At 61.6% G+C, this 23,420-nt stretch carries 22 protein-coding genes; 16 read left to right on the top strand and 6 right to left on the bottom strand.

The window, feature by feature from the left end:
• Positions 1-8 precede the first annotated feature (8 nt).
• The 8 genes from KUF55_RS11460 (at position 9) to KUF55_RS18785 (ending at position 5,925) form a co-directional block, all read left to right on the top strand.
• Complete coding sequence (locus KUF55_RS11460; RefSeq protein ID WP_218816721.1) at positions 9-1,361, top strand: hemolysin family protein; 1,353 nt, start codon at positions 9-11, stop codon at positions 1,359-1,361.
• Positions 1,358-2,425 carry a hemolysin family protein gene (locus KUF55_RS11455; RefSeq protein ID WP_218816720.1) on the top strand — a complete coding sequence of 356 codons (1,068 nt, stop codon included), beginning with the start codon at positions 1,358-1,360 and terminating at the stop codon, positions 2,423-2,425. Before KUF55_RS11460 ends, KUF55_RS11455 begins: the two co-directional genes overlap by 4 nt.
• Positions 2,426-2,492: 67 nt before the next feature.
• Positions 2,493-3,458 (top strand): metal ABC transporter solute-binding protein, Zn/Mn family, encoded by a 966-nt coding sequence (locus tag KUF55_RS11450; protein ID WP_218816719.1) that lies wholly within the window; start codon positions 2,493-2,495, stop codon positions 3,456-3,458.
• On the top strand, positions 3,445-4,275 hold the full coding sequence (locus KUF55_RS11445) for a metal ABC transporter ATP-binding protein (RefSeq protein WP_132358384.1): 831 nt from the start codon (positions 3,445-3,447) through the stop codon (positions 4,273-4,275). The genes KUF55_RS11450 and KUF55_RS11445 overlap by 14 nt, the downstream gene beginning before the upstream one ends.
• Positions 4,276-4,282: 7 nt before the next feature.
• Positions 4,283-5,161 carry a metal ABC transporter permease gene (locus tag KUF55_RS11440; RefSeq protein ID WP_218816718.1) on the top strand — a complete coding sequence of 293 codons (879 nt, stop codon included), beginning with the start codon at positions 4,283-4,285 and terminating at the stop codon, positions 5,159-5,161.
• 186 nt (positions 5,162-5,347) lie between these two features.
• Complete coding sequence (locus KUF55_RS18795) at positions 5,348-5,578, top strand: hypothetical protein (protein WP_255556996.1); 231 nt, start codon at positions 5,348-5,350, stop codon at positions 5,576-5,578.
• A 39-nt stretch (positions 5,579-5,617) separates the two neighbouring features.
• Positions 5,618-5,728 carry a hypothetical protein gene (locus KUF55_RS18790; protein WP_304623557.1) on the top strand — a complete coding sequence of 37 codons (111 nt, stop codon included), beginning with the start codon at positions 5,618-5,620 and terminating at the stop codon, positions 5,726-5,728.
• The gene (locus tag KUF55_RS18785; RefSeq protein ID WP_255556995.1) at positions 5,725-5,925 is read left to right on the top strand and encodes a hypothetical protein; all 201 of its coding nucleotides are present in this window, start codon (positions 5,725-5,727) and stop codon (positions 5,923-5,925) included. The genes KUF55_RS18790 and KUF55_RS18785 overlap by 4 nt, the downstream gene beginning before the upstream one ends.
• 46 nt (positions 5,926-5,971) lie before the next feature.
• Here KUF55_RS18785 and KUF55_RS11430 read toward each other — a convergent pair whose 3' ends face one another.
• Complete coding sequence (locus KUF55_RS11430) at positions 5,972-6,415, bottom strand: Fur family transcriptional regulator (protein ID WP_218816717.1); 444 nt, start codon at positions 6,413-6,415, stop codon at positions 5,972-5,974.
• Positions 6,416-6,582: 167 nt separating this feature from the next.
• On the opposite strand from KUF55_RS11430, the gene KUF55_RS11425 reads away from it, so the two are divergent.
• Entirely contained in the window at positions 6,583-7,260 is a 678-nt protein-coding gene (locus KUF55_RS11425) for an MBL fold metallo-hydrolase (protein WP_132358378.1), read from the top strand.
• Positions 7,261-7,267: 7 nt separating this feature from the next.
• Here the strand turns inward: KUF55_RS11425 and KUF55_RS11420 are convergent, their stop codons facing one another.
• Entirely contained in the window at positions 7,268-8,290 is a 1,023-nt protein-coding gene (locus KUF55_RS11420) for a PLP-dependent cysteine synthase family protein (protein ID WP_218818767.1), read from the bottom strand.
• Positions 8,291-8,497: 207 nt separating this feature from the next.
• Between KUF55_RS11420 and KUF55_RS11415 the strand changes: the two genes are divergently transcribed.
• Both KUF55_RS11415 and KUF55_RS11410 read left to right on the top strand, forming a co-directional pair.
• Complete coding sequence (locus tag KUF55_RS11415; protein ID WP_218816716.1) at positions 8,498-9,361, top strand: sulfurtransferase; 864 nt, start codon at positions 8,498-8,500, stop codon at positions 9,359-9,361.
• Positions 9,362-9,547: 186 nt separating this feature from the next.
• Positions 9,548-9,976: an HIT family protein gene (locus KUF55_RS11410; RefSeq protein ID WP_132358374.1), complete on the top strand. Its 429-nt coding sequence runs from the start codon at positions 9,548-9,550 to the stop codon at positions 9,974-9,976.
• A gap of 140 nt (positions 9,977-10,116) precedes the next feature.
• Here KUF55_RS11410 and hrpA read toward each other — a convergent pair whose 3' ends face one another.
• On the bottom strand, positions 10,117-14,121 hold the full coding sequence (gene hrpA, locus KUF55_RS11405) for an ATP-dependent RNA helicase HrpA (protein ID WP_218816715.1): 4,005 nt from the start codon (positions 14,119-14,121) through the stop codon (positions 10,117-10,119).
• A gap of 417 nt (positions 14,122-14,538) precedes the next feature.
• Here hrpA and KUF55_RS11400 point away from each other — a divergent pair, with 417 nt between their 5' ends.
• The 3 genes from KUF55_RS11400 to KUF55_RS11390 all read left to right on the top strand — a co-directional run bounded on the left by KUF55_RS11400 (position 14,539) and on the right by KUF55_RS11390 (position 17,346).
• On the top strand, positions 14,539-15,543 hold the full coding sequence (locus tag KUF55_RS11400) for an ABC transporter substrate-binding protein (RefSeq protein ID WP_132358370.1): 1,005 nt from the start codon (positions 14,539-14,541) through the stop codon (positions 15,541-15,543).
• 95 nt (positions 15,544-15,638) lie between these two features.
• Positions 15,639-16,562: an ABC transporter permease gene (locus KUF55_RS11395; protein WP_132358368.1), complete on the top strand. Its 924-nt coding sequence runs from the start codon at positions 15,639-15,641 to the stop codon at positions 16,560-16,562.
• On the top strand, positions 16,555-17,346 hold the full coding sequence (locus KUF55_RS11390; RefSeq protein WP_132358366.1) for an ABC transporter ATP-binding protein: 792 nt from the start codon (positions 16,555-16,557) through the stop codon (positions 17,344-17,346). The genes KUF55_RS11395 and KUF55_RS11390 overlap by 8 nt, the downstream gene beginning before the upstream one ends.
• A 177-nt stretch (positions 17,347-17,523) precedes the next feature.
• On the opposite strand, the gene cls is transcribed toward KUF55_RS11390, so the two are convergent.
• Together cls and KUF55_RS11380 are read right to left on the bottom strand one after the other, a co-directional pair.
• The gene (gene cls / locus KUF55_RS11385; protein ID WP_218816714.1) at positions 17,524-19,032 is read right to left on the bottom strand and encodes a cardiolipin synthase; all 1,509 of its coding nucleotides are present in this window, start codon (positions 19,030-19,032) and stop codon (positions 17,524-17,526) included.
• 165 nt (positions 19,033-19,197) lie between these two features.
• Positions 19,198-19,785 (bottom strand): M15 family metallopeptidase, encoded by a 588-nt coding sequence (locus KUF55_RS11380; RefSeq protein ID WP_218816713.1) that lies wholly within the window; start codon positions 19,783-19,785, stop codon positions 19,198-19,200.
• A gap of 227 nt (positions 19,786-20,012) precedes the next feature.
• Between KUF55_RS11380 and KUF55_RS11375 the strand changes: the two genes are divergently transcribed.
• Entirely contained in the window at positions 20,013-21,326 is a 1,314-nt protein-coding gene (locus tag KUF55_RS11375; RefSeq protein ID WP_218816712.1) for a sensor histidine kinase, read from the top strand.
• Entirely contained in the window at positions 21,323-21,994 is a 672-nt protein-coding gene (locus KUF55_RS11370) for a response regulator transcription factor (RefSeq protein ID WP_255556994.1), read from the top strand. Before KUF55_RS11375 ends, KUF55_RS11370 begins: the two co-directional genes overlap by 4 nt.
• 402 nt (positions 21,995-22,396) lie before the next feature.
• Here the strand turns inward: KUF55_RS11370 and KUF55_RS11365 are convergent, their stop codons facing one another.
• A complete protein-coding gene (locus tag KUF55_RS11365; RefSeq protein WP_132358358.1) occupies positions 22,397-23,407 on the bottom strand; it encodes a transglycosylase domain-containing protein in 1,011 nt (336 codons plus the stop codon).
• Positions 23,408-23,420 lie beyond the last annotated feature (13 nt).

The following is a 23,420-nucleotide window of genomic DNA, read 5'->3' as shown; positions in this document are numbered from 1 at the left end:
AACACTAAATGGAGTGGTTGCTCTTAGCCGTTGGGCTATTGCTGATCTTGGGCACCGGATTCTTTGTCGCCGTCGAGTTTTCCCTCGTCGCGCTGGATCAGTCAAGTGTCCAGGAAGCCGTTGACGCGGGGGACACCAAGGCCACCGCCCTGCTGCAGTGCCTCAAGTCTCTCTCCACCCAGCTCTCCTCCTGCCAACTGGGAATCACCATCACCACGCTGCTGACCGGTTACGTCATGGAGCCATCGGTCGGCAAACTATTGCGCGGCCCACTGGAATCCGTGGGGTTTGCCGAATCCGCGGCCCCCATCAGCCTCATCACCGCCATGGTGCTGGCCACCCTGCTGTCGATGGTCATCGGCGAGCTGGTCCCCAAGAACCTGGCCATTGCCAAGGCGTATGAGATTGGCCGTGCCGTGGCTGGACCCCAGCTGGTATTCACCGCCGTCTTCAAGCCAGCGATCGTGGTGCTCAACGGTTTCTCGAACAAGATCCTGCACCTTTTTGGGCTGGAAGTTAAAGAGGAAATCTCCGGCGCACGCTCACCCGCTGAGTTAGTCTCGCTGGTCCGTCGTAGTGCCGAAATGGGAACCCTGGACAAGGATGCTGCACTCTTTGTGGACCGCACCGTGCGATTCTCCGAGCGCTCGGCGGCCGACGTGATGACCCCGCGCATCCAGATGGAGACCATCGAACATACTGCCCATGTGCAGGAGGTCATCGAGCTAGCCAAGGAAACCGGCTATTCGCGCTTCCCGGTGACGGATGGTTCCTCCGATGAAATCAAGGGTGTCTGCCACGTCAAGACGATCATTGCCATCCCGCGCGATAAGCGCGCGGGCAAGGAGGTCGGGGAGAACAAGACTCCGGTGATTTTTGTGCCCGAAACCGTCCATCTGGACACCTTGCTGGTGCAATTGCGCAGCGCCAACCTGCAAATGGCCATCGTGCTCGATGAATATGGCGGAACCGCCGGAATGGTCACCCTGGAAGACCTGATTGAGGAAATCGTCGGCGAGGTCGCCGATGAGCACGATACCGCCACCGAGGAGGTCCAGCAGCTGCCCGACGGCTCCTGGAAGATTCCGGGCATGTCCCGCCCCGATCAGCTCAACGATCTCATCGGTGAGGTGGAGATCCCGGACGATGCCGCCTACGAAACCCTGGGTGGATTTGTCATGGCCGAACTCGGTCGAATTCCCTTCCTCAATGACGTTGTGGAGATCCCCGGTGGCACGTTCACCGTCACCGCCCTGGATAAGCGCCGCGTGGCAGAACTGCACTTTGTACCGCGCCCGCCCAGCGCCTCCGGGGCAGCCTCGGCGTCCAGCCCGGATGAAGCATCGGAGAATCAGCGATGAACGACTTCGCCGGCCTGTTGTGGCTGATCGTCTTGCTGCTGGGCAACGCGTTTTTTGTTGCCGCAGAATTTGCCGTCATGTCCGCCCGACGTTCACAGATCGAGCCCTTGGCCGATGCCGGCAACAAGGCCGCCATTCGTGCGCTCAAGGCCATGGAATCGGTATCGATCATGTTGGCCGTGTGCCAGCTGGGCATCACCGTCTGTTCACTGTTGATCCTCAACGTCGCCGAACCGGCCATTCACCACCTCTTTGTGGTGCCGTTGGAGTTCCTCGGCGTCTCGGAGGTACTGGCCGGGAGCATCGCCTTTATTCTGGCGCTGCTCATCGTGACCTTCCTGCACGTGACCTTCGGCGAAATGGTGCCGAAGAATATCTCGGTGTCCATGGCCGATAAGGCGGTCTTGCTGCTGGCCGGACCGCTGCTCGTGCTCTCCGTGATTCTGCACCCCATCGTGGTCTCGCTGAACTGGGTGGCCAACCGATTCCTGCATCTGCTCAAGGTGGAGCCGAAGGACGAGGTTAACTCGGCCTTTACCGCCGCCGAGGTGCAGTCAATCATTGCCAGCTCGGCCCGATACGGCACCTTGGAGGCCGAGGACGCGGTGATGCTCCGCAAGGCGCTGGAATTCTCGGACCTGACGGCCGCCGGGACCATGGTCACTCGCGATCGAATGGTGACGCTGCGCCGCGGCACCACGGTGCAAGAGTTCGAACGCACCGTGGGACGCACCGGTTTCTCGCGCATCATCATCACCGACGGCGGAGAGTTTGTTGGCTACTGGCACATGAAGGACGTCATGGCCCTGCCGGATAGCTCCTATCACCACCCGGTGTCCAACATTGAGTTGCGCCCCATGGGCGTGGTGGATAAGGACGCGGAGATTGAAGATGCCATGGAGCAGATGCGCGCCGATGGCAAGCATCTGGCTCGGGTGGTGGATGAAACCGGAACCACGCTCGGTGTGCTCTTCCTGGAGGACGTGCTGGAACAACTGGTCGGCGAGATTGATGACCAGAACCAGAAGCGTGGCATCCGAAGGGAAAACCGCAGCGCCCAATAATGCGAATGACTCGCAATTGGGATAGTATGGTGGTTCTGTAATTCTCGAAAGGCCACACACGCACCGCATGAACAAGCCCATCCGCGCCATCACGCTTGCCATATCCCTGTTGTTGCTTCCGGGCTGCGCCGCCACGGTGCCGCCCGGGCAGGATCGTGAATCCGCGAACGACGGCGAAATCACCGTGGTGGCTTCCACCTCGGTGTACGCAGATGTGGCTCGTGCGGTGGGTGGCAACGCCGTGAGCGTCAGTGCCCTGATCGATCGGACCTCGCAGGATCCGCACTCCTACGAGGCCACCGCGCGCGACAAGCTCGCGGTGGCCAAGGCCGATGTTGTCATCGCCAATGGCGGGGGATACGACCCCTTCATTGATGCGCTCTCCGAGGTGCCGCAGAACGAATCTGGCGCGGTGATTCACGCGATTGACTTCCATGACGATGGTGATTCCGCGGCCGGCTCACCGGCAACCGAGGGTGCGGCCACAGCAGATCATGAACACGCCGAGGGCAATGAACACGTCTGGTATGACGTGCGCACAGTTGGTTCCTTGGCACGAGGCCTGGCCGCGGAATATTCCAAACTGCGCCCGGAGCGGGCGACAGAGTTCACCGCGGCCGCGGCAGATTTTGACCAAAAGATTCAGGCGCTACTTCTGAAGATCGACTCACTTTCCGGTGGGGGAACGGGGCGCGAATTCGCGATGACCGAACCGCTGCCGTTCTATCTGCTCACCGAAGCGGGCCTGAAGGACGGAACACCTCAGGGAGTCAGTGCGGCCATGGAAGCCGGGGATGACCTTTCCCCCTTGCTGCTTAATAAACTCACCGACTCACTGAACGCCAAGCGTTATGCGCTGTTGGCAGTGAACACCCAGACCTCCGGCGCACAAACCGATCAGGTCGTAGCCGCGGCCCGTGCGGCCGGCGTGCCGGTGCTGGAACTAACCGAAACCCTGCCCGAGGGGCAAGACTATATTTCGTGGATGGAATCAAACGTGCAGCAACTAGAGGTGTCCCTTGCCGGTAAATAATGCCACCGCGGCCACAGCGCCCGCGCCGGTGGTGCGCCTGCGCAACGCGTCGCTGAGCTTTGGCGCCCGCCCACTGTGGGACGGACTGGACCTAGATATCGCCCCCGGCGAGTTCCTGGCGGTCCTAGGTCCCAACGGATCGGGCAAAACCACCATGCTGCGCACGCTGATGGGGTTGCAAGAACTCTCCGGTGGAAGCGTTGAGGTATGCGGCAAGCCCGTGGCCCGCGGTTCACGTCAGGTGGGCACCATTCCGCAGCAACGCCCCTTTGACGACAACACCCCATTGCGGGCCCGCGACTTAGTGGCGTTGGGCATCGACGGACACAAATGGGGGATTCGGCTCAAGCGTAAGGCCATGCGCGAGCGGGTGGACGGACTCTTGGAACTTGTGGGGGCCAGCGCCTATGCCGACCGCCCCGTCGGAGTGCTCTCCGGAGGTGAACAGCAGCGCTTGCGCGCGGCTCAAGCATTGGCCGATGATCCCCGGCTGTTGCTCTGCGACGAACCATTGCTCTCCCTGGATCTGCACCACCAGCAGGCCATTTCCGGTCTCATCCACCGCCAGGCCTGCGACCACGGAGCCGCGGTGGTCTTCGTGACCCATGAGATCAACCCGATTCTGCAATATGTTGACCGGGTGCTTTACCTCGCCGGTGGACGCTTCCACATTGGTACCCCGGAAGAAGTGATGCGCTCCGAGGTGCTCTCCGAGCTCTACGGATCACCCATCGAGGTTTTCGAATCCAACGGCCGCATTGTGGTGGTCGGTATGCCCGAAACCGTCAACCACTCCCACCCGCACCAAGGAGCCTAGGAACCACATGGATATTTCCGAGATCTGGAGCACCGTCTTCAGCTTCCAGGACTATGCCGAGATCCTGCCTTTGGTCAGCAACTCGCTGATCGCCGGTGCCCTGTTGGGTCTGGTCGGGGGCATGATCGGCATCTTTGTCATGCTGCGCGACATGGCCTTCGCGGTCCATGGTATCGCCGAACTCTCCTTCGCCGGTGCTGCCTTCGCCCTGCTGATCGGCACCAACGTTGTGCTGGGTTCACTGGTTGGTTCGGTGCTGGCCTCACTGGTTTTGGGATTGATGGGGGCAGCGGCGAAAGACCGCAACTCCATCATTGGTGTCCTGATGCCCTTCGGGCTCGGCCTGGGAATTTTGTTCCTGGCGCTGTACGAGGGACGTAGCGCCAACAAGTTCGGTCTGCTCACCGGTCAAATCGTTGCCGTGGATACCGTGCAGCTGGGACTGCTGGCGGTGTGCTCGGTGGTCGTTGTGGTGGCCCTGATTGCGATGTGGCGCCCGTTGACCTTCGCCAGCGTGGACCCGGCGGTGGCAGCGGCCCGTGGCATCCCCGCTGGCAGACTGTCGGTGGCCTTCATGGTGGTCCTGGGCCTCTCCGTCGCCCTCTCCATCCAAGTGGTTGGTGCGCTGTTGGTTTTGGCCCTGCTGATCACTCCGGCCGCGGCAGCCATCCGGGTGTCTTCCAACCCGATACTGACGGTGAGCCTGTCGGTGGCCTTCGCCATGACATCCGTGGTGGGCGGCATCCTGTTGGCCCTCGCCGGATCCCTGCCGATCAGCCCCTACGTCACCACCATTTCCTTCCTGATTTATCTGGTGTGCCGGCTCATCGCCTGGCGCAGAGACAAAGTACGGCATTCGGAAAAAATGGCGGTCGTAGCCGCCTAGTCGCGCTCAACCCAACCAACGGTTGGGACAATGGCGTGTGTTGGCCCCCGATCCGAGGGGGCGAACACACGCCATTTTTGTGCCGGCGATAATCCGCCGTCTGCGGGAGTCGACCAGCGGAGTTCAGCGCGGCTCTGACGATACACATCGGCTTCCACTACGGTTCCCCAAGATGATTGACTCACCGTGAGCATCGGTCCAGTCTTCTCGTGGGATCTGAATCCCGATCCCAGTGCCACATCAGCTCAAGAGGCGATCATCGTGGATACCGGAAACAAACTGCCGGCCATCATCCTGCAACCCGAGGCAGGGGAGCGCCGTTGGTTCTACGGAGGTGGAGTGCATCTCTGGAAGGCCACCGAGGCGCAAACCGCCGGAGCTTTCTTACTCTTCGAGGATCAGCTCGAGAAGGGCTAAGACACGCCCTTGTACACGCACCCGGCGTCCGACGAGACCATGATCGTCCTCAGCGGTGAAATCGTGATGCATCTAGATGGGTACGAGTCACGGATTGGTGCCGGTGGGATGGTGATGGCGCCACGAGGTATGGCCCACGCGTTAAGGTGACGCAGGATGTCACCAGGGTGTTGTGCCTGCATACTCCGGGGGTCGCTCAGGCGTTCTATTGGGACGCCGGCGTAAAGCTTGACGCAGGGGCGCAGGGTGTCGGCCCGGCGGACTTTGGCCGCGTTGTGGAGTCGGCACAACACAATGGCGGCATCAATATCGTGGGTCCATCGCCCTTTGCCAGGACCGACGCTTAACATTTCGCCGGGGATGGGTGAAGGCCCTGTGGCTCGGTGGTTCCGTTTAGACGTCGGCGTTCTTGGCCGCTTCGGCGGCCGTGCACGCCGGGCAGATTCCGTAGATCTCCACGGTGTGAGTGGGTGCGGTGTAGCCGTTTTCCTCCGCGACGCGAGCGGCCCATTTCTCCACGGCGGGGGCCTCAACTTCTACCGCCTTGCCACAATTGCGGCAGACTAGGTGATGGTGGTGATGCTCGATGAGACACTGACGATACATCGCCTCACCCTCGTCATTACGCAACACATCGACCATGCCGTCCTCCGCCATGGAGAGTAGCAGACGATACACGGTGGCCAGAGAAACCTTGTCACCCTCGTCAACAAGCCAGCGGTGAAGTTCCTGCGCCGTGACAAAATCATCAACCTGCTCCAGCGCGGCATTCACTGCCAAGCGCTGCTTGGTTACGCGCTGTTCGGAACTGCGCCGTTCGGTAGCAGGATTTGTCATGTCTTGCGGCACTCCTAGTAGATCGGTACAACACCCGTTCTAGTGGCGAATCGACCGCCATTGGTTCGGGACCCGGGGGCAGACACCGGGCACCTTGAGTTTACCAGCGGTGCACCAAACTGGGCGATGCTGGTGTCCGGGGCCCCTCAGTGTTTAGGGTGGGAGACATGGAGATCACCAAATTTAACCACGCCTGCATCAAGGTTCAATCGCAGCACCGCACGTTGGTGATCGACCCGGGCAATTTTTCCCCGAGTCATCAGGCGCTGCAGGGAGCCGAAGCCATCCTCATTACCCACGAGCATGCGGATCATTGTGATCTGGATGCGGTGCTCGCTGCCATGACCGATAACCCCGAGCTGACGGTGTTTACTCCATCGGCGTTGGCGCCCACCATCGTGGCGGCGGCACGGGCGGCCGGGGTGTCGGAGGCGGCCGCGCGGATCCATGCGGTGGTGCCGGGCATGAATTTCACGGCCGCGGGAATGGAGATTTCTACCCACGGCGGGCTCCACGCGGTGATCCACCATTCGATGCCCGCGGTGAGCAACGTCGGCTACTTCATCAACAAGAACCTGTTCCACCCCGGGGATAGCTACCAGGTGCCCGAGGGCATCTCCATCCGCACCCTGCTGATCCCCGCTCACGCACCCTGGGCGAAGATCGGCGAAAGCATCGAATTCCTGTCCATCGTGGCGGCACCGGTGAATATCCCCATTCACGACGGGCTGCTCAACGATCGTGGACTAGCGCTGGTGGATCGCCTGCTGGGCGGTGCTGCTAGCGCGCGGGCGCTGAACTATCACCGGATTCTCAACGGCGAAGCCCAATCCGTGGACGATTGAGCAGGCGCTAGTTCCAGCGTCCGGTACCCAGCAGGCGCTGGATCCGTCCGTCATATTCGGCAGGGTCCAGCCCCGCGGAGGCCAGCCAGGCGTCGTTGTAATAGGTGGTGGCGTAGCGATCGCCGCTGTCACACAAAAGCGTCACCACCGATCCCCGCTCACCGTTGGCCAGCATTGAGGCGATGATCTGCCAGGCCAGCCAGAGGTTGGTGCCGGTGGAAGGCCCCGAGCGCAGTGCCGCGAAATCGCTCAAGTGCCGCATGGCGGCCACGGAGGCGGCATCTGGAACGGTGGCCATAAAGTCGATGATGCCCGGGACAAAACTCGGTTCGGGCCGAGCCCTCCCAATGCCCTCAATCCGGCTGGCCGTTCCCGTGGCTGTTCGCGGGTTGCCCCCGGAATGGTGCGCCTCCCACGCGGGAAGGAACGCCGAACCTTGCGGGTCAGCAACCGCCAGACGCGTTGGATGACGATGGTAGCGTGCATAACGCCCGATGGTGGCCGAGGTTCCGCCGGTGCCGGCACCCACCACGATCCACGAGGGGATGGGGTGTTCCTCGGCGGCCAGCTGCCCGAAAATCGACTCGGCGATGTTGTTGTTGCCCCGCCAGTCCGTCGCCCGCTCGGCATAGGTGAATTGGTCCATGTAGTGCCCGCCGGTGGCAGCGGCCAACTGCTCGGATTCCGCATACACGCTGGAGGGATCCTCCACCAGATGGCAGGTGCCTCCGGTGGCCTCGATCAGGGAGATCTTCTCCGGGGAGGTGCCAGCGGACATGACGGCGATAAACGGCAGGCCGAGCAATTGGGCGTAGTACGCCTCGGACACCGCGGTGGATCCGGAGGAGGCCTCCACAATCGTCGTCCCCTCGGTGATCCACCCATTCACCAGACCATAGAGGAACAAGGAGCGGGCCAAACGGTGTTTCAGGCTGCCGGTGCGGTGCGTGGATTCGTCCTTGAGATACAGATCGATGCCCCACGCGGCCGGCAGTGAAAGCTTGTGCAGGTGGGTGTCGGCCGAGCGCATGGCTTCGGCCTCGATGGTTCGTACGGCCGCGTCAACCCATGATCGGGAGGCGGAAGGCTCGGGCAATAGAATCAAGGGTGTTGTATCCACCCGAGTAAGCCTACCGAACCGGACGCCGGGCCGTGGGGCCCCGCGAGTCGGCGGGGGAACTAGGCTGGAAGAAGGGCGGGCAGCGGGCCAGCAAAATAGACACGGGAGCAGCCGAGCATGGAACGAATTCACCAAACATTGATCTCAGCGGACGAATTGTCGACGCTGTTGAAAACCGATGCCGACGTGGTGCTGCTCGATGTGCGCTGGAAGCTGGGTCAAAGCGTTGGCAGTGGACACAGCGACTACCTGGCCGGGCACCTACCCTCAGCGGTCTTTGTTGATCTGGAGTCCGAGCTTGCCGCGCCGGCTCACCCGGCCGCGGGCCGCCACCCGCTGCCCTGGCCGGGCGACCTGGCCGCCTCCGCGCGCCGCTGGGGCATTAACACCGATTCCATCGTGGTGCTCTACGACGCCACCGGCGCCCTGGCCGCGGCTCGCGGCTGGTGGCTATTGCGCCATGCGGGATTCGGTGAGGTGCTGGTGTTGAACGGTGGTCTGGGTGCCTGGAGCTCCGCGGGATTGCTCCTGGAAACCGGTGAGGTGACCCCCGGGGCGGGAAATGTCGAGTTGGGTTGGGGCAGCATGCCAGTCATCGAGCTGGAGAACGTTTTGAGCTACCCCGAGCACGGAATCCTGGTGGACTCCCGGGCCGCCGAGCGCTACCGCGGCGAACAGGAACCGGTTGACCCGCGCGCCGGGCACATCCCGGGCGCCGTGAACAGGCCGACCACCGTGAACCTCGACGCAAACCAGCACTTTATTGATGCGGATATATTGCGTCGTCAGTTGGCGGAGCTGGGCATCACCGCCGGTGCCGCGGCGCCGAAGGTTGCCGCCTATTGCGGATCCGGGGTGACCGCCGCGCACCAGATTCTTGCCCTGGAATCCATCGGCGTGCGGGCGGCTCTCTACCCGGGCTCGTGGTCACAATATTGTGCCGACGTCGCACGCCCGGCAGCCACGGGTCCGCTGCCTTAAGCCACCGGCGGTTACATCACGCGCTGCCGGCATCATCCACATGCTCGGTGCACCGGGTGATTGATAGGCTCAATGCCAGAGGTGCACGGAACATCGGCTTCGACGTGGTCCCCAGGCTCCCGTCGTGCCGCAACACCTATTTTTCTCGATTTCGCCGCATTGGGCGAGAACCCCCAAGGAGGGTGCATGAGCACGCTGTTTACCAAGATCATCAATGGCGAGATTCCCGGGCGCTTTATCTGGAAGGACGATCGTGCGGTGGCGTTCTTGTCCATCGGCCCGATCACCAACGGCCACACCCTGGTGGTGCCGCGCGAAGAGATTAATGAGTGGACCGACGCACCGGCGGACTTACTCGATCACCTGATGCTGGTGGCCGGACACATCGGCCGCGCCCAGAAGGCCGCCTTTGGCTCCGAGCGGGCCGGGCTGATGGTCGCAGGATTTGAGGTGCCGCACCTGCACGTGCATGTGTGGCCCACTAATTCGCTGGCAGATTTCGATTTGGCGCGTGCCGAGATCGACCCGGATCCGGCCAGCCTAGACAATAATGCGCAGCAGCTGCGCGCCGCCCTGCGCCTCGATGGCCACGGAGATGTTATTCCGGACGCGTAGGCGACAGGCTTAGGCGACAGACGTCGGCTAACGATGCCCGGCGGAGTACCGCAGAAAAAGATGCCCACCTCGAGCGATTCGTCCAGAATCATTCGAGGTGGGCATCTGTCGCTTGAGAACGGGTGATGATCCACGCCGTCCTAGGACGCGGCGGCCAGCCCCTCACGCATGGCAACGCGGATCCGTTTGGCCGACACCGAGTACGCGGTCCCCAGTTCCTGAGCGAAGAGTGAGACCCGGTATTCCTCCAGCATCCACTTCACCGCAGCCAAGGGCGCCGGGGTGCGCGTGCCGGGCACCAGTTGAGACAGGGCGGCATCGTAGTCATCCTCGAGGGACTGGATGTCGGTCATGGCCACGTTGTCACGATTCACCGCGCCGCCGGCCAATTTTTCCAGCCGCTTTTCGATGGCGGAGATGTACCGGGGCAACTGCGCCAGCTGCGCATAACCGGTGTTGGCCACAAAGCCGGGGTACACGAGCTGCCCGAGCTGCGACTTCACGTCGTTCAGGGCATTAATCAGCGCCATCGAGGAGACCGACTTGATCTCCTTGTTGATCCGGCGGGCACCGGAGAGCACCTTCTCGACGATGGCCGTGACGCTGAAGACGGTGTCGATGAGTTCGGCACGGACCTGCTCGTACAAGGCCTCAAACTCCGCCTGGGTGAAGGGCAGGGTCTCGGGGACCAACTTGTCCACCGCCGCCATGGTGCAGTCGCGGATCAATTCGTCCACGCTGCCGTGCGGGTTCTGGGTAAAGACCAGCTTTTCCAGATTGTTCAGGTGATCAAGGACGTAGCGTGCGGGGGAGGGTACCTTCAGCAGCAGCAATCGGATCACGCCGGTGCGGTGGGCGGCGAGCTGCTCCACCGGATTGCGGAAGACGGTCAGGCGTACCGAGGTTTTGTCATCAAGCAACGCCGGGTAGGCGGTGACCTGCTGACCTGCGACCTGAGTGACCACCTTGGGGGTGATGACCCCGTTGTTGCCCACCGACGCGTCCCAGTCGCTCAAACCGGTACGTTCCCACACGGTGGTGGCCACGGCCGAACCCGCGGATCCACGCCGAGCACCGGAGGTGGAAGCGGGCAGCGAGCCACCCCGAGGCACCGTGGAACCGGAACCCGCCTTGGCGCCCCGCGCCCCGTTGGCAGCTCCCGGGGCACCGGGGAGCGCGGCACCGGGCTTGATGCCCAACGACCGGGCCAGGGCGGAGCGGTTAGCCGCGGCCAGGGACTGCTGCAGCACGGCTAGTTCCTGCGACTCGTCAAGCACCTTCGACTCGGCATCAAGGATGGTGAAGGTGAAACGCAGGTGGGCCGGCAGCGCCTCCCAATTCCACGAACCGGGTTCGATGACCACACCCTTGAGCCGGCGGAGCACCAGTTCCAGCGAGGCCGCCAGATCGTCGGTCTCCGGATTAAAGTCCGCTTCGAGCGCGGCCACCGCGGTGCGAGCCACATCGGGAGCGGGTACAAAGTTTTTCCGGATGGCCTTGGGCAGTGACTTGATCAGCGCGGTGACCAGCTCCACGCGTAGCCCCGGGATGAGCCAACGGAAACGCACGGGGTCCAGCTGGTTTAAGAAGAGCACCGGGACCCGTACCGAGACGCCATCGGATTCTCCGGCGCGGGCGGCGGGGTTGTATTCGTAGACCAGATCAAGATCCAGCGTGCCGTGACGCCAGGTACGTGGGTAGGCTGCCTCATCAAGTTCCGTGGCGTCCGCCTGGAGCATGTCCTCCGGGTTGAAGTCCAGCAGCGTGGGATCCTCATGCCGAGCTGCCTTCCACCAGCGGTCAAAGTGCCGCTCGGAGAGGACATTGGCGCCCAGGCGCGCATCGTAAAACTCGAAGAGGTCATCGTCGCTGACCCGCAGATCGCGCCGACGCATGCGGGTCTCGAGTTCCTCAATGTCTTCGAGCACCCGGCGGTTGCGGGCAAAGAACTTATGGTGCGTCTTCCAATCACCCTCCACCAGCGCATTGCGGATGAACAGTTCACGGCAGAGCTCGGGGTCAACCCGCGAATACTGGATGCGGCGGCGCGGGACGATCGGCAGCCCGAAGAGCGTGACCTTCTCGTATCCCATGACCGCACCGGCATTGCGTGACCAATGGGGTTCGGAGTAGTTGCGCTTGAGCAGATCTCCGGCGATCTCCTCCACCCATTTGGGATCCAGCCGTGCCACGGTGCGCGCCCAGAGCCGACTGGTTTCCACCAGCTCGGCGGCCATGACCCACTCGGTGGATTTTTTGAACAGTGCGGAACCGGGGAAGACGGAGAAGCGAGTACCGCGGGCCCCCACATATTCGCGCTTGCGCTCATCCCAGGAACCCACATGCCCCAACAGGCCGGCCAGCAGGGAAATGTGGATGGCATCCTCGTTGGTCGCCGGGTCCACGGGCTCGGGAGAGATGGTGATGCCCAGCGGTTTGGCCAGCTGCCGCAGCTGCGTAAACAGATCCTGCCATTCACGCACGCGCAGGTAGTTGATGTATTCGTTTTTGCACAGTCGACGGAAGGCGGAGGAAGAGAGCTCCTTCTGCTGCTCCTGCAGATAACGCCAGAGGTTCAGCAGTGAGGAGAAGTCCGACTTCGCATCCACAAAACGCTTGTGCATTTCTGCCGCGCGTTCACGCTTGCCCGTTTCCTCACTCGGCCGCTCCCGTGGGTCCTGAATGGAGAGGGCAGCGGCGAGCACCATGACTTCCTTGGCGCAGCCACGGGTGCTTGACTCAACAATCATGCGACCCAGGCGAACATCAACCGGCAACTGGGCCAGCTGTGAACCAATTTTGGTGATGGACGCATCGGTTCCGGTGTTCAGGGCACCGAGTTCGCGCAGCAGCGCGATGCCATCGTTAACGGACTTGGCATCGGGGGGCTGGACAAAGGGGAAGTCGGCGACGTCGCGTGCGGTGCGCACCACGCCCATCGAACTCATCTGCAAGATCACCGCGGCAAGATTGGTGCGCAGAATCTCCGGGTCGGTGAACGCCGGACGGGAGGTGAAGTCCTCCTCGGAATACAGACGGATGGCGATGCCGTCGGATACGCGGCCACAACGCCCCGAACGCTGGTTGGCGCTGGCCTGGGAAACCCGTTCAATGGGCAGGCGCTGCACCTTGGTGCGGTGCGAATAGCGGGAGATGCGGGCGGTGCCGGTGTCGATGACGTACTTGATGCCCGGCACCGTCAGCGAAGTTTCCGCAACGTTGGTGGCCAACACGATCCGTCGGTTTTTCCCCGGATTAAAGACCTGGTGTTGCTCGGCCAGGGAAAGCCGCGCAAAAAGCGGCAGAATCTCGGTGCCGGCCAAACGCCGGTTGGTCTGTACCCGGGCACGTAAGACCTCGGCGGCATCACGAATCTCGCGCTCGCCGGGGAAGAAGATCAGAATGTCACCCGGAGCCTCGGTGGCAAGTTCGTCCACGGCCTCGGCGATCGCATCCAGTGGGTCCCGATCCTCCACCGCCGAGTCCGGATCCAATTCATCCTCGTCCATGCCATCGGCGGGATTCAGCGGGCGATAGCGCACCTCCACGGGGAAGGTACGTCCGGAGACCTCGATGATCGGTGCCGGGATCGGTTCTTCGCCCTGTGGACTTTCGGCGGCGAAGTGTTGTGCAAAGCGCTGCGGGTCGATGGTGGCGGAGGTGATGACAATTTTCAGATCCGGGCGCTTGGGCAGGATGCGGCGCAGGTAGCCCAGCAGGAAGTCGATGTTCAGGCTGCGTTCGTGGGCCTCATCGATGATGATCGCGTTGTACTTCTTCAGCAGCTTGTCGCGCTGAATCTCGGCCAGCAGGATGCCATCGGTCATCACCTTGACCTGGGTGGCGCGGGAGACTTCGCCGGTGAAACGCACGTGGAAGCCCACCTCGGCGCCGATGGTGGTGCCGAGTTCTTCGGCGATGCGCTCGGCGACGGTACGTGCTGCCAGCCGGCGGGGCTGGGTGTGCCCGATCATGCCGCGTTTGCCCATGCCCAACTCGAGGAGCATCTTGGGCAGCTGCGTGGTCTTTCCGGAACCGGTTTCACCGGCGACGATGACCACCTGGTTGTCCTTAATGGCGGACATGATGTCATCACGTCGCGCGGATACGGGAAGGGCTTCGGGATACGAAATCGTCAGGGCCATGATGACACAAGTCTATGCCAGCATCCGGCCGGATCCCGGCGGCCATGATGGCGCGCGCGGCGCCGAATCGGCAACCTGTAGCGGCCGCCGTGTTCTCTCCGGTGGGTGCGCCGGATCGTCTGCGGGAAACTGGGTTGTCCACGGTAGCGTCTGAATCTGCCGGTGTGGAGATACAACTTGTCTGTTTTATGTCCGTCACAGACCAAAGTTGCACGCACTCCTGCTGGTATCCTGACGAATTGTCTTGCAATTCAGGGTAGATGGAAGAAATGTGAGTAGCTTCACATGTAGGATCGAAGCAATTCACGAGGAGAACTTCCTACCGCTTGGCGAGGGACGTACAAATCCTGAAATGCCCGGAAAATTGGACATCACAGAACATCAGGCATGACGCTCGCACGCCATGAAAGGAACATCATGAAACTCTTCAAGTCCGTACAACTCGCAGCCGGGGTTGCCGCCACAGCACTTCTGCTCTCCGCCTGCGGCGGCTCAAGTGCCGAATCCCCAACCTCCGGCGCAGCTGCCGAGGGTCCGGTCAAGATTGGCATCAACCAGTACCTCACGCACCCGTCACTGGATGCCGTGGCTACGGGATTCAAGAAGGGTATGGCCGATGCCGGTTACACCGGCGACAAGATCTCCTACGATGAGCAGAACCCGCAGGGTGAAGCGGCAACCAACACCGCGATCACCGGCAAGTTCGCTTCCGACAAGGACATCGATCTGGTCCTGGCCATCGCCACCCCGGCGGCGCAGGCAGCAGCCCAGTCCATCACCGAGATCCCGGTGCTCTTCTCCGCCGTCACCGATCCGGTTGATGCCAAGCTCGTGGCCAGCGCCGAGGCACCCGGTGCCAACGTCACCGGCACCTCGGATAAGAACCCGGTCAAGGAGCAGTTGGAACTGCTGACCAAGATCAAGCCGGAAGCCAAATCCGTGGGCATTGTCTACTCCTCGGGTGAAGCCAACTCCGCCGTCCAGGTCAAGTGGGCCAAGGAAGCGGCAGCCGAGCTGGGCCTGACCATCGAGGAAAAGGCCATCTCCGCCTCCTCCGAGGTGCAGCAGGCGGCATCAAGCCTGAACGTTGACGCCTTCTACGTCCCGACCGACAACGCCGTCGTTTCGGCACTCGAGGGTTTGATCCAGGTCTCGCAGGACAAAAAGATCCCGGTGATTTCCGCCGATGGATCGTCGGTCAAGCGCGGTGCCACGGCAACCTACGGCCTGAACTACGAGAAGCTCGGTGAGCAGACCGCCGCCATGGCCGTGAAGATCCTCAAGGGTGAAGCGAAGCCCGAGTCCATGCCGGTGGAGACCATCACCCAGGCCGAGCTGTACCTGAACACCGCCGCAGCAAAGAAGATCGGCGTCACCTTCCCGGCCGATCTGCTTTCCGAAGCGGTAGAAACCTACAAGTAAACAGCGGGGCTTCTCCTCGCTCGTTGTTGGCCGGTCGGACTAAGACCGACCGGCCAACAGCATTAACCCACACCTCATAACGCAAGGATCCACCCATGATCACCGCGGTTGAACTCGGCCTGATCTACGCAATCATGGCCCTCGGGGTCTATCTGACCTTCCGCATTCTCGACTTCCCCGACCTGACGGTAGATGGAAGCTTCACCTCCGGTGCCGCCACGGCATCGATCCTGATCGTTAACGGCACCAACCCGCTCATCGCCACGCTGCTGGCCTTTGTTGTTGGTGCCCTCGCCGGCGTTATCACCGGCCTGCTCCATACCAAGGGCAAGATCGATGGCCTGCTGGCCGGAATCCTGACCATGATCGCGCTGTATTCGATCAATCTGCGCATCATGGGCAAGGCCAATGTCTCCCTGCTGGGTGAAGACACGCTGATCTCCCCGTTGCGTGAAAACAGGTTGTTGGGGACCCCCACCTCGCTAGCCATCTTGTTCCTTGGCTGCCTCGTGGTGGTGGGCCTGATCGTCTGGTTCCTGCGCACCGATGTTGGCCTGGCCATGCGCGCCACCGGCGACAACGAGGAAATGATTCGCTCCTTCGGGGTGAGCACCGACAACCAGAAGATTCTGGGTCTGGCCCTGTCCAACGGTCTGGTGGCCTTCGCCGGCGCACTGATCGCGCAGTTCCAAGGCTTTGCGGACATCGGTATGGGCATCGGCGTGATCCTGATCGGTCTGGCCTCGGTCATCGTTGGCCAGGCGATCTTCGGTCAGCGGTTCATCTGGCTCGCCGCCCTGGCCGTTGTCCTGGGCTCGGTCATCTACCGACTGGTCATCCAGCTGGCCCTGAACGCCGGCCTGGAAGTGAACGACATGAAGCTGATCTCCGCCGTGCTGGTGGTCATCGCCCTGATCCTGCCCCAGTGGAAGGGCTTCTCAAAGTTCGCCAACCGCATCCGCATCCGCGGCAAGGCCACCACCAACCAGGACATCAAGGAGGTGGGTATCGATGCTTGAGATCACCAACCTGAGCAAGACGTTTTTCCCCGGGACCGTGAATGAGCGCAAGGCCCTGCGCGATATCAACCTGAGACTGACCGATGGCGAATTTGTCACGGTCATCGGTTCCAACGGTGCCGGTAAGTCAACGGTGCTGAACATGGTGGGCGGCAAGCTGCGCCCCGATACCGGTAACGTGTCGATCGCTGGCAAAGATGTCACCAAGCTGGCAGATCACGCTCGCGCCAAATACATCGGCCGCGTGTTCCAGGACCCGATGGCCGGCACGGCACCGAATATGTCCATCGAGGAAAACATGGCCCTGGCCCTGGGCCGCGGCACCTTCCGCGGTGTGGCGCCCGGTGTCACTAGGAAAAAGCGTGAGCGGTTTGTTGAGGAACTCAAATCCCTCGAACTCGGACTCGAAAACCGGCTCAAGGCCAAGGTCGGGCTGCTCTCCGGTGGTCAACGCCAGGCGCTGAGCTTGTTGATGGCCACGTTCTCCGGGCCCAAGATCCTGCTGCTTGATGAGCACACCGCTGCCCTTGATCCGCAGCGCGCGGCCCTGGTCGCCCGTTTGACCGAAGAGATCGTTCAGCGTCATCAGCTGACCACGCTGATGGTCACACACAATATGGAACAGGCGCTGCGCCTGGGCAGCCGTCTGATCATGATGCACGATGGCCAGATCATTCTGGACTTGGACTCCGAGCAGAAGGCCAAGATGACGGTTCCCGACCTCCTGCACGAGTTCGAAAAGATCAAGGGCGCTCAGCTCGATGATCGGACCATGCTGCAGTAGTCTCCGAGTCGATGTGTCCGCGCTTGTTGGGGGCGTCGGCGACCTAATAACCCCGGAGAAGCCGCGCTTCGCGCACCTCAGTTCCCCCTTGAGTGGGGGAACCAAGGTGGGAAGCGCGGCTTTTTGCTGCCCGGGAAGGGTTTGGCTACTGCTTGGCGTCTGTCTGGGCGCGCCTGACTACTGCAGGGCGGAGGTCAGCCGCGCCAGATTGTCCAGCACGGTGGAGCGTAGGGGTTGCTCCATCCATTGCTCGAGGGTCAGCAGTCGGCTGAGCTCACGGTAGTGATCCTCGACCTCACGCATTTGCGCCACGAAGCCCACATCGCGCACCAGCATGGACACTTCCATGTTCAATCCAAAGGAGCGCATGTCCATATTGCTCGAGCCGATCAGCGCCGTCTCGTCGTCGATGGTGAAGTGTTTGGCGTGCAAAATGTACGGCGCGGGGTAGAGGTAGATTCTCACTCCGGCGCGCAGCAATTCCTCGTAGTAGGAACGCTGAGCGTGGTAAACCAGCGCCTGATCACCGATCTCCGAGACAAAAAGATCCACCGGGATCCCGCGGGCCACCGCGGAGGTGATGGCGTACATCAGTGACTCATCGGGCACAAAATAGGGGGAGGTAATCACGATGCGTTTTTGTGCCGCGTGGATCAGGCCCAGGAAAAGCCGCAGGTTGTTCTCGCGCTCAAAACCCGGACCCGAGGGGACCACCTGGGTGAGCATGGTCCCGGCCTCGGTGTTGTGGTCGATGAGCGCTTTGCTGATCCGGCCCAGATGCTCCCCGCTGGCCACCAGCTCGTCCCGACGCACACCGGCGCTGATAACCTCACCGGTTTCGGAGTACCAATCGGAGATGAACACCGCATCGAGGGTTGCCACGGCCGGGCCACGCAACTCCACCACCAGTTCCTGCCACTTCAGGCCGCGCTTGATATTTTTGGGCACGTTGTAGTCGCGCGAAATCATGTTCAGTGAACCCATGTAGCCCACGGTGCCGTCAATGATCAGGATCTTGCGGTGGTTACGCAGATCGGGCCGCTGGAACTTTCCTTCCAGCGGTTTCAGCGGCAGCATCAATCTCCAGCTCGCGCCCATGGCATCGAGGCGTGCCTTGGTGGCCGCGTAGTACTTTTTGCCGCGTGATGCCCAGTGATCAAGCATGACGTTGACGATCACACCACGGGCGATGGCGCGCTCCAGGGACTCGAAGAAGCCGTTGGTGGTCGCATCCGAGCTCAAAATGTAGAACTGCACGTGAACGTAGTCGGTGGCGTCGTCCACGGCGGCTGACATCGCCTTGATGGTTTGCTCGTAGTCGCCGAGCAGCTGGCCCGAATTCCCTGCCAGCAGGGGCAGTCCGCCGTAAGTGGCGTTCATCTTCACCAGCGAGTTGAACCATGCGGGATTCTGCTCGTGGGTTTCCTCGTGGCGTTCCTCGGCCGTCACCTCGCGCATAAAGGAGTTGATCTCGCTCTGTACCTTGCGCCGTTTGCGCGGCAGCTTGGGGGAGCCGATGAGCAGGAAGGCGATGACCCCGAAATAGGGAATCAGGAAGATCGCCAGTAGCCACGCCATACCCGAAGTGGGACGGCGGTTGCGCGGGACGATGATCACCGCCAGCACGCGGATGGTGAGATCGACGAGCAGAAGGGCGGTCGCCCACCACCAAGCACCTGAAAACATGTTGACTACTCTTTCCCCGCGTACGATCAAACATCCTCACGTTACGCTACGGAAGGCGTTGATAAGCCTATTCCACAGGGATGGTGGAGTCGCGGTGGGCCCAGAGCTGACTCCGCGCTGGCCACACTGACCGCTGGGTGCCGGTGTGAGGGCCGCCTAAGGGCGTCAGTCGATGCCGATCCACGTCCAGTGCCACGGTTCCTCGGCCACGGTCTTGCTAAAGCCATAATCCTGCCCCCGTGCAAGCATCCAGGTCAGGGCGGCACCGCTGAGCGTCAGATCAACGCTGATCCCCATGCCGTGCTCACTGGTACCCACCGCGGCCGCCGTACCCCCTTCGCCCAGCAAGCCCAAGTCGCTGACCAGTTCCTCTTGTTCGGCCAACGTGCGATACGCCGAATTGATCTTGACCTCGTGCCCCGCTGCCCGCAGTCCGGCGGCCAGCGCCGAGAATCCGGCGGCGGCATCGGGCGTCAGGTATCGCCCGGGTGCCACCTGAACCAACTCCGAGGTCGGGATCCTGCCATTTCCATATTTTTCCCCCAGCGCCAGCACCTGCGCAGAAGTGCTCCCCGCCGATTTCCCGGCGATCGTGTCAAAGCCGGCCGTAGTCATCTCGCCCGCCGTTGGCTTCAACGCGTAACCCAGACCCAGGAGCGAGACCACAAAGACCAACACACCGGTCATCACGATGCACAGGCGCAATGCTTTGTTCCGTGCCGAGCGTCCAGCTTGTGAGGGAAATTTCATCATGACATCAAGTCTTTGCCATTTTTGCGCCGAGCACATCGGGCCGCGGTCTCAAGGTGTGAAGCCAAGATCTGTACCGTGGGCCCAGGGGTACGGTACCTAAGGGTGACTCACGAGCTGGGTGGGGCCGACTACCGTAGGAGTATGCACAATTGCGTCTTGTTAACCCCGTCGAGGACGGCCCCGGCCATGGCTGGGCCTAGCATCGATGTGGGGCAGGGACGGCCTCGATGAGCAAAACGATGCCCGGCCGCGAGGTGACGCCGTATCCCATGCCCCGACGTCGGCGCTGGGGCTGGCCCGCAGATGTCAGTCTGGCACTGGTGTACCTGATGGTGGCGGCACTCTGCCACGAGTACCTTTTCCACATGTCCTATGGCGGCTCCGCCTTTGGGGAGTACACCTACTACATTCTTGCCGCGACGGTGGCCATCGGATGTGCGCGGGCACTTCCTACCTTGGCCGTGATTCTCGTGTGGGGAGGGACGGCGGCCCAGATGCTGTCCGGGGTGGACATCAACTTCGCCCAGATCGGCATGCTCTATGTGGTCGGCATGGTGGCACTGAATGGTTCCCGGGTGTGGGTCCTGCTGACCGGACTTTCGATCGCCTTAGGATCGGTGCTGGGCACGTATTACATCGTTGCCGTCGATTCGTGGATTTCGAATCCACTGTTCCGGGCCATGGAATCCAACGGATGGCCATCAAATAAGCAGGTGCTTGCCGTCTTCGCCGTGGTGATCTCGGTCATGACGCTGCCATGGCTGTTGGGTCTGCTCTTTCGGCTCTTCACCGGACGACAAAGCGCCGAACGCAGCACGGTCAAGGCCAAGGCCGAGGCCGAGGGTGCCTTGGAGCTGGCTCGATTGCGGGCAGAAAACGCCGCGCTAGCCAGAGACGTGCACGACGTGGTGGGTCATTCGTTGGCAGTGATCATCGCTCAAGCCGATTCCATCCGATTTATTCCGGATGCCGATGTGGCACGTATCCGCGAAACCACCGGCACCATCGCCGACGCCGCACGGCGTTCCTTGGGGGAGGTGCGCCAGGTACTCAACCAAACAGCCGAGTCCCTACCACCGGGTGGCTCGCCGATGCCATCGGAGGCCCTACAAACTGCACAGCTGGGATTGGTGCCGCCGAGCTTTTCGGACATCTCGGGGATCCTGCATGGCGTTCGGACCACAGGATACGTCGTCACCGAGGAGATGCTCGGGCAGAGCCTTCCGCTTCCCGCGCACATCCTTCCCGTGATCAGGCGCGTCATCCAAGAAATGCTGGCCAACGCGTTGCACCACGGTACCGAAAACACGGATATCGGGGTTCGTCACTATTGGGGAGCGAGCAGCTATACCCTGAGCGTGACCAACGAGTTCTGCAGCAATTTCGCCGAAACGCGGGTGGGTACCGGGATCAGTGGCATGCGCGAGCGTTTGGCGTCGGTTGGCGGAACACTGAGTATTGATACCGACGACGGTGCTGGAGGAGTACCTGGTACCTTCACCATCGCCGCAACTTTTCCGCTGAATAAAGAATGGGTATGACGTTGAACGAGAACATGATCCGCGTGGTGTTGGTCGATGACCAACAACTTTTTCGTTCCGGACTTGCCATCATCTTGGGCGCACAGCTTGATATGGAAGTGGTGGGCCAGGCAGCCGATGGCACCGAGGCACTCCGGACCGTGGCCGCTACGCGTCCCGACGTGGTGCTGATGGATGTGCAAATGACGCCCATGGATGGTGTCGAAGCGACGCGGCGAATCTTTGAAACGGATCCGGCCAAGACGGGCCGGGCTCCGAAGATCATCATGCTCACCACCTTCGACTGGGACAAGCACGCGGCCACCGCAGTGCGTCACGGGGCCAGCGGATTTATTCTCAAGGACAGCACTCCGGAGTTTGTCTGCGCGTCCATTCGCGCCGTGCATGCGGGAAGCTCCGTCATCGCCCCACAAAATCTTGCAGCACTGCTGGAATCTGAGCCGGAACCGGCACGCGAAGTACCCGAGAATTTCGCCGCACTCACCGATCGCGAAACCGAAGTGTTTGCGGCCGTGGCACTCGGCCTGACAAATCAAGAGATCTCGGGCCGGTTGTTCCTGAGCGAATCAACCGTCAAAACTCATATTGGGGCCATCCTGCGCAAGCTTGAGCTGAGGGATCGGGTGCAGATTGTGGTGTATTCCTACGAGAACGGGATCGGCAGATAGTCCTGTTCACCTCGGCGCAGGGGGAAGTGTAGTGCGGATCACCTAGCTGCGATGCGGCCTCTTGGACCCAATGGCTGTAGTGTTCATGGAAGCCAATGCCCCTTTTCTCAAAGGAGCGGCGGTTAGGCCCCCGTGGAGATTCGCCGTCACCACGGGGGCTGTCTTATTTTTCCGGTACCCCTGTTCTGATGATTTCACTCGAATCGGGACGCTCCGATGGTGTGCGTGAGGGAGCTTCGGACCCCGAAACGCCGGTATTTTGTGCGGTTGTGCGAGTCGGCATAAAACTGCGCCAGCGAATGTCCGTGAAACGTCGCCCGCCAAGAGGCACCACTAAAATTCCTGGTTCCCCTGCCGCAGCAGGGTTTGCCACCTCAACAGGGTCGCACCCATCTGAGTCGGCTACAGGTCTTTGGTGATCTTCATCGACTGCGAGTCGAACTCGACGCCTTGTTCGCGCAGCAAGTCCACCACGTCTTCCGGATAACTGGTGCAGGCCACGTTGTGCGCGGAGGCTCCGGGCAGCCGCTCATCGGCATAGTCCGAGGCACTGTCAGAAATTCCGATGGTGCCAACGGCCGATTTCCAGCCGCCCATACCGGCAATTTGTCGCGGAACGTGGACATTGGCCGCCCCGTTGACCAGGTTCCACGCGCCAGGATGAGCCCGTGAATCCAGAAGTATTCCGCCACCCGGCGCACGCTCAACCCTGCTGGGTAGCGGTAGGACACCCATCAATTGGGCTGCCTGGTACTCATTCATGAAATATGGGGGAGTGCCGAAGTAGTACCAAGACGCAGCACAGATCCCATACAAACGAGGGCCAAACTGCGCGTAGTTCAGGTAAAGCTCCATGATCCGTTGATCCGAAAGCGTCAGGCTGTACTGCGTGGCCAATACGGCCTCCAGACCCTTACGGAAGCCACTTTGGCCCGGCCAGAGAAAGATGTTTTTGACCAGCTGCTGCGGGATCGTTGATCCGCTGGGGTCTTCGCCACCATCAATGTGTGCAACCGCACGGGCCTTGAACTCGGTGAAGTTGAATGCCCCCGCGCGAGATCCGAGGTCTTCATCTTCATGCGCGATGGTGGCAGCGATCATGTATCGGCTGATGTGATCCAGGGAAACAAACTGATAAGCGATGGGCCCGCTCTGGTTCTGCAGCATGAACGAGGTACGGGGCGGCGTGAACCAGATGAACGAGACGGCTACAAGCTCGGTGATCACCAAGATAGCGATCAGCGTCTTGAACGTGTTGGCAACACGTCGGGCAACGAGGTGTCTACGCCGCGGTTCGGGATCCGGCTTTGGAAGTAAAAGTGCCGTTCGTTCCGGGTCCCAGGGCTGCGTCCGGGTCTCGTGTATCAACAGATCGGCTACGGGCTGCGAGGCGTCGTTTTCCGAGGCGCGCATGATGACTCCCGCC

Source organism: Paeniglutamicibacter sp. Y32M11, from assembly GCF_019285735.1.
Taxonomy (GTDB): domain Bacteria; phylum Actinomycetota; class Actinomycetes; order Actinomycetales; family Micrococcaceae; genus Paeniglutamicibacter.
The sequence above is the reverse complement of the archived record's forward strand: the minus strand, read 5'-3'. Positions and strand labels throughout refer to the sequence as shown.

Excerpts from the sequence above, each read along its gene's own strand:
- KUF55_RS11460 (WP_218816721.1), top strand. The coding sequence starts at position 9 with ATGGAGTGGTTGCTCTTAGCCGTTGGGCTATTGCTGATCTTGGGCACC.
- KUF55_RS11455 (WP_218816720.1), top strand. The coding sequence starts at position 1,358 with ATGAACGACTTCGCCGGCCTGTTGTGGCTGATCGTCTTGCTGCTGGGC.
- KUF55_RS11450 (WP_218816719.1), top strand. The coding sequence starts at position 2,493 with ATGAACAAGCCCATCCGCGCCATCACGCTTGCCATATCCCTGTTGTTG.
- KUF55_RS11440 (WP_218816718.1), top strand. The coding sequence starts at position 4,283 with ATGGATATTTCCGAGATCTGGAGCACCGTCTTCAGCTTCCAGGACTAT.
- KUF55_RS18790 (WP_304623557.1), top strand. The coding sequence starts at position 5,618 with ATGATCGTCCTCAGCGGTGAAATCGTGATGCATCTAGATGGGTACGAG.
- KUF55_RS11430 (WP_218816717.1), bottom strand. The coding sequence starts at position 6,415 with ATGACAAATCCTGCTACCGAACGGCGCAGTTCCGAACAGCGCGTAACC.
- KUF55_RS11425 (WP_132358378.1), top strand. The coding sequence starts at position 6,583 with ATGGAGATCACCAAATTTAACCACGCCTGCATCAAGGTTCAATCGCAG.
- KUF55_RS11420 (WP_218818767.1), bottom strand. The coding sequence starts at position 8,290 with ATGCGCTCGGCCGACACCCACCTGCACAAGCTTTCACTGCCGGCCGCG.
- KUF55_RS11415 (WP_218816716.1), top strand. The coding sequence starts at position 8,498 with ATGGAACGAATTCACCAAACATTGATCTCAGCGGACGAATTGTCGACG.
- KUF55_RS11410 (WP_132358374.1), top strand. The coding sequence starts at position 9,548 with ATGAGCACGCTGTTTACCAAGATCATCAATGGCGAGATTCCCGGGCGC.
- hrpA (WP_218816715.1), bottom strand. The coding sequence starts at position 14,121 with ATGGCCCTGACGATTTCGTATCCCGAAGCCCTTCCCGTATCCGCGCGA.
- KUF55_RS11400 (WP_132358370.1), top strand. The coding sequence starts at position 14,539 with ATGAAACTCTTCAAGTCCGTACAACTCGCAGCCGGGGTTGCCGCCACA.
- KUF55_RS11395 (WP_132358368.1), top strand. The coding sequence starts at position 15,639 with ATGATCACCGCGGTTGAACTCGGCCTGATCTACGCAATCATGGCCCTC.
- KUF55_RS11390 (WP_132358366.1), top strand. The coding sequence starts at position 16,555 with ATGCTTGAGATCACCAACCTGAGCAAGACGTTTTTCCCCGGGACCGTG.
- cls (WP_218816714.1), bottom strand. The coding sequence starts at position 19,032 with ATGTTTTCAGGTGCTTGGTGGTGGGCGACCGCCCTTCTGCTCGTCGAT.
- KUF55_RS11380 (WP_218816713.1), bottom strand. The coding sequence starts at position 19,785 with ATGATGAAATTTCCCTCACAAGCTGGACGCTCGGCACGGAACAAAGCA.
- KUF55_RS11375 (WP_218816712.1), top strand. The coding sequence starts at position 20,013 with ATGAGCAAAACGATGCCCGGCCGCGAGGTGACGCCGTATCCCATGCCC.
- KUF55_RS11370 (WP_255556994.1), top strand. The coding sequence starts at position 21,323 with ATGACGTTGAACGAGAACATGATCCGCGTGGTGTTGGTCGATGACCAA.
- KUF55_RS11365 (WP_132358358.1), bottom strand. The coding sequence starts at position 23,407 with ATGCGCGCCTCGGAAAACGACGCCTCGCAGCCCGTAGCCGATCTGTTG.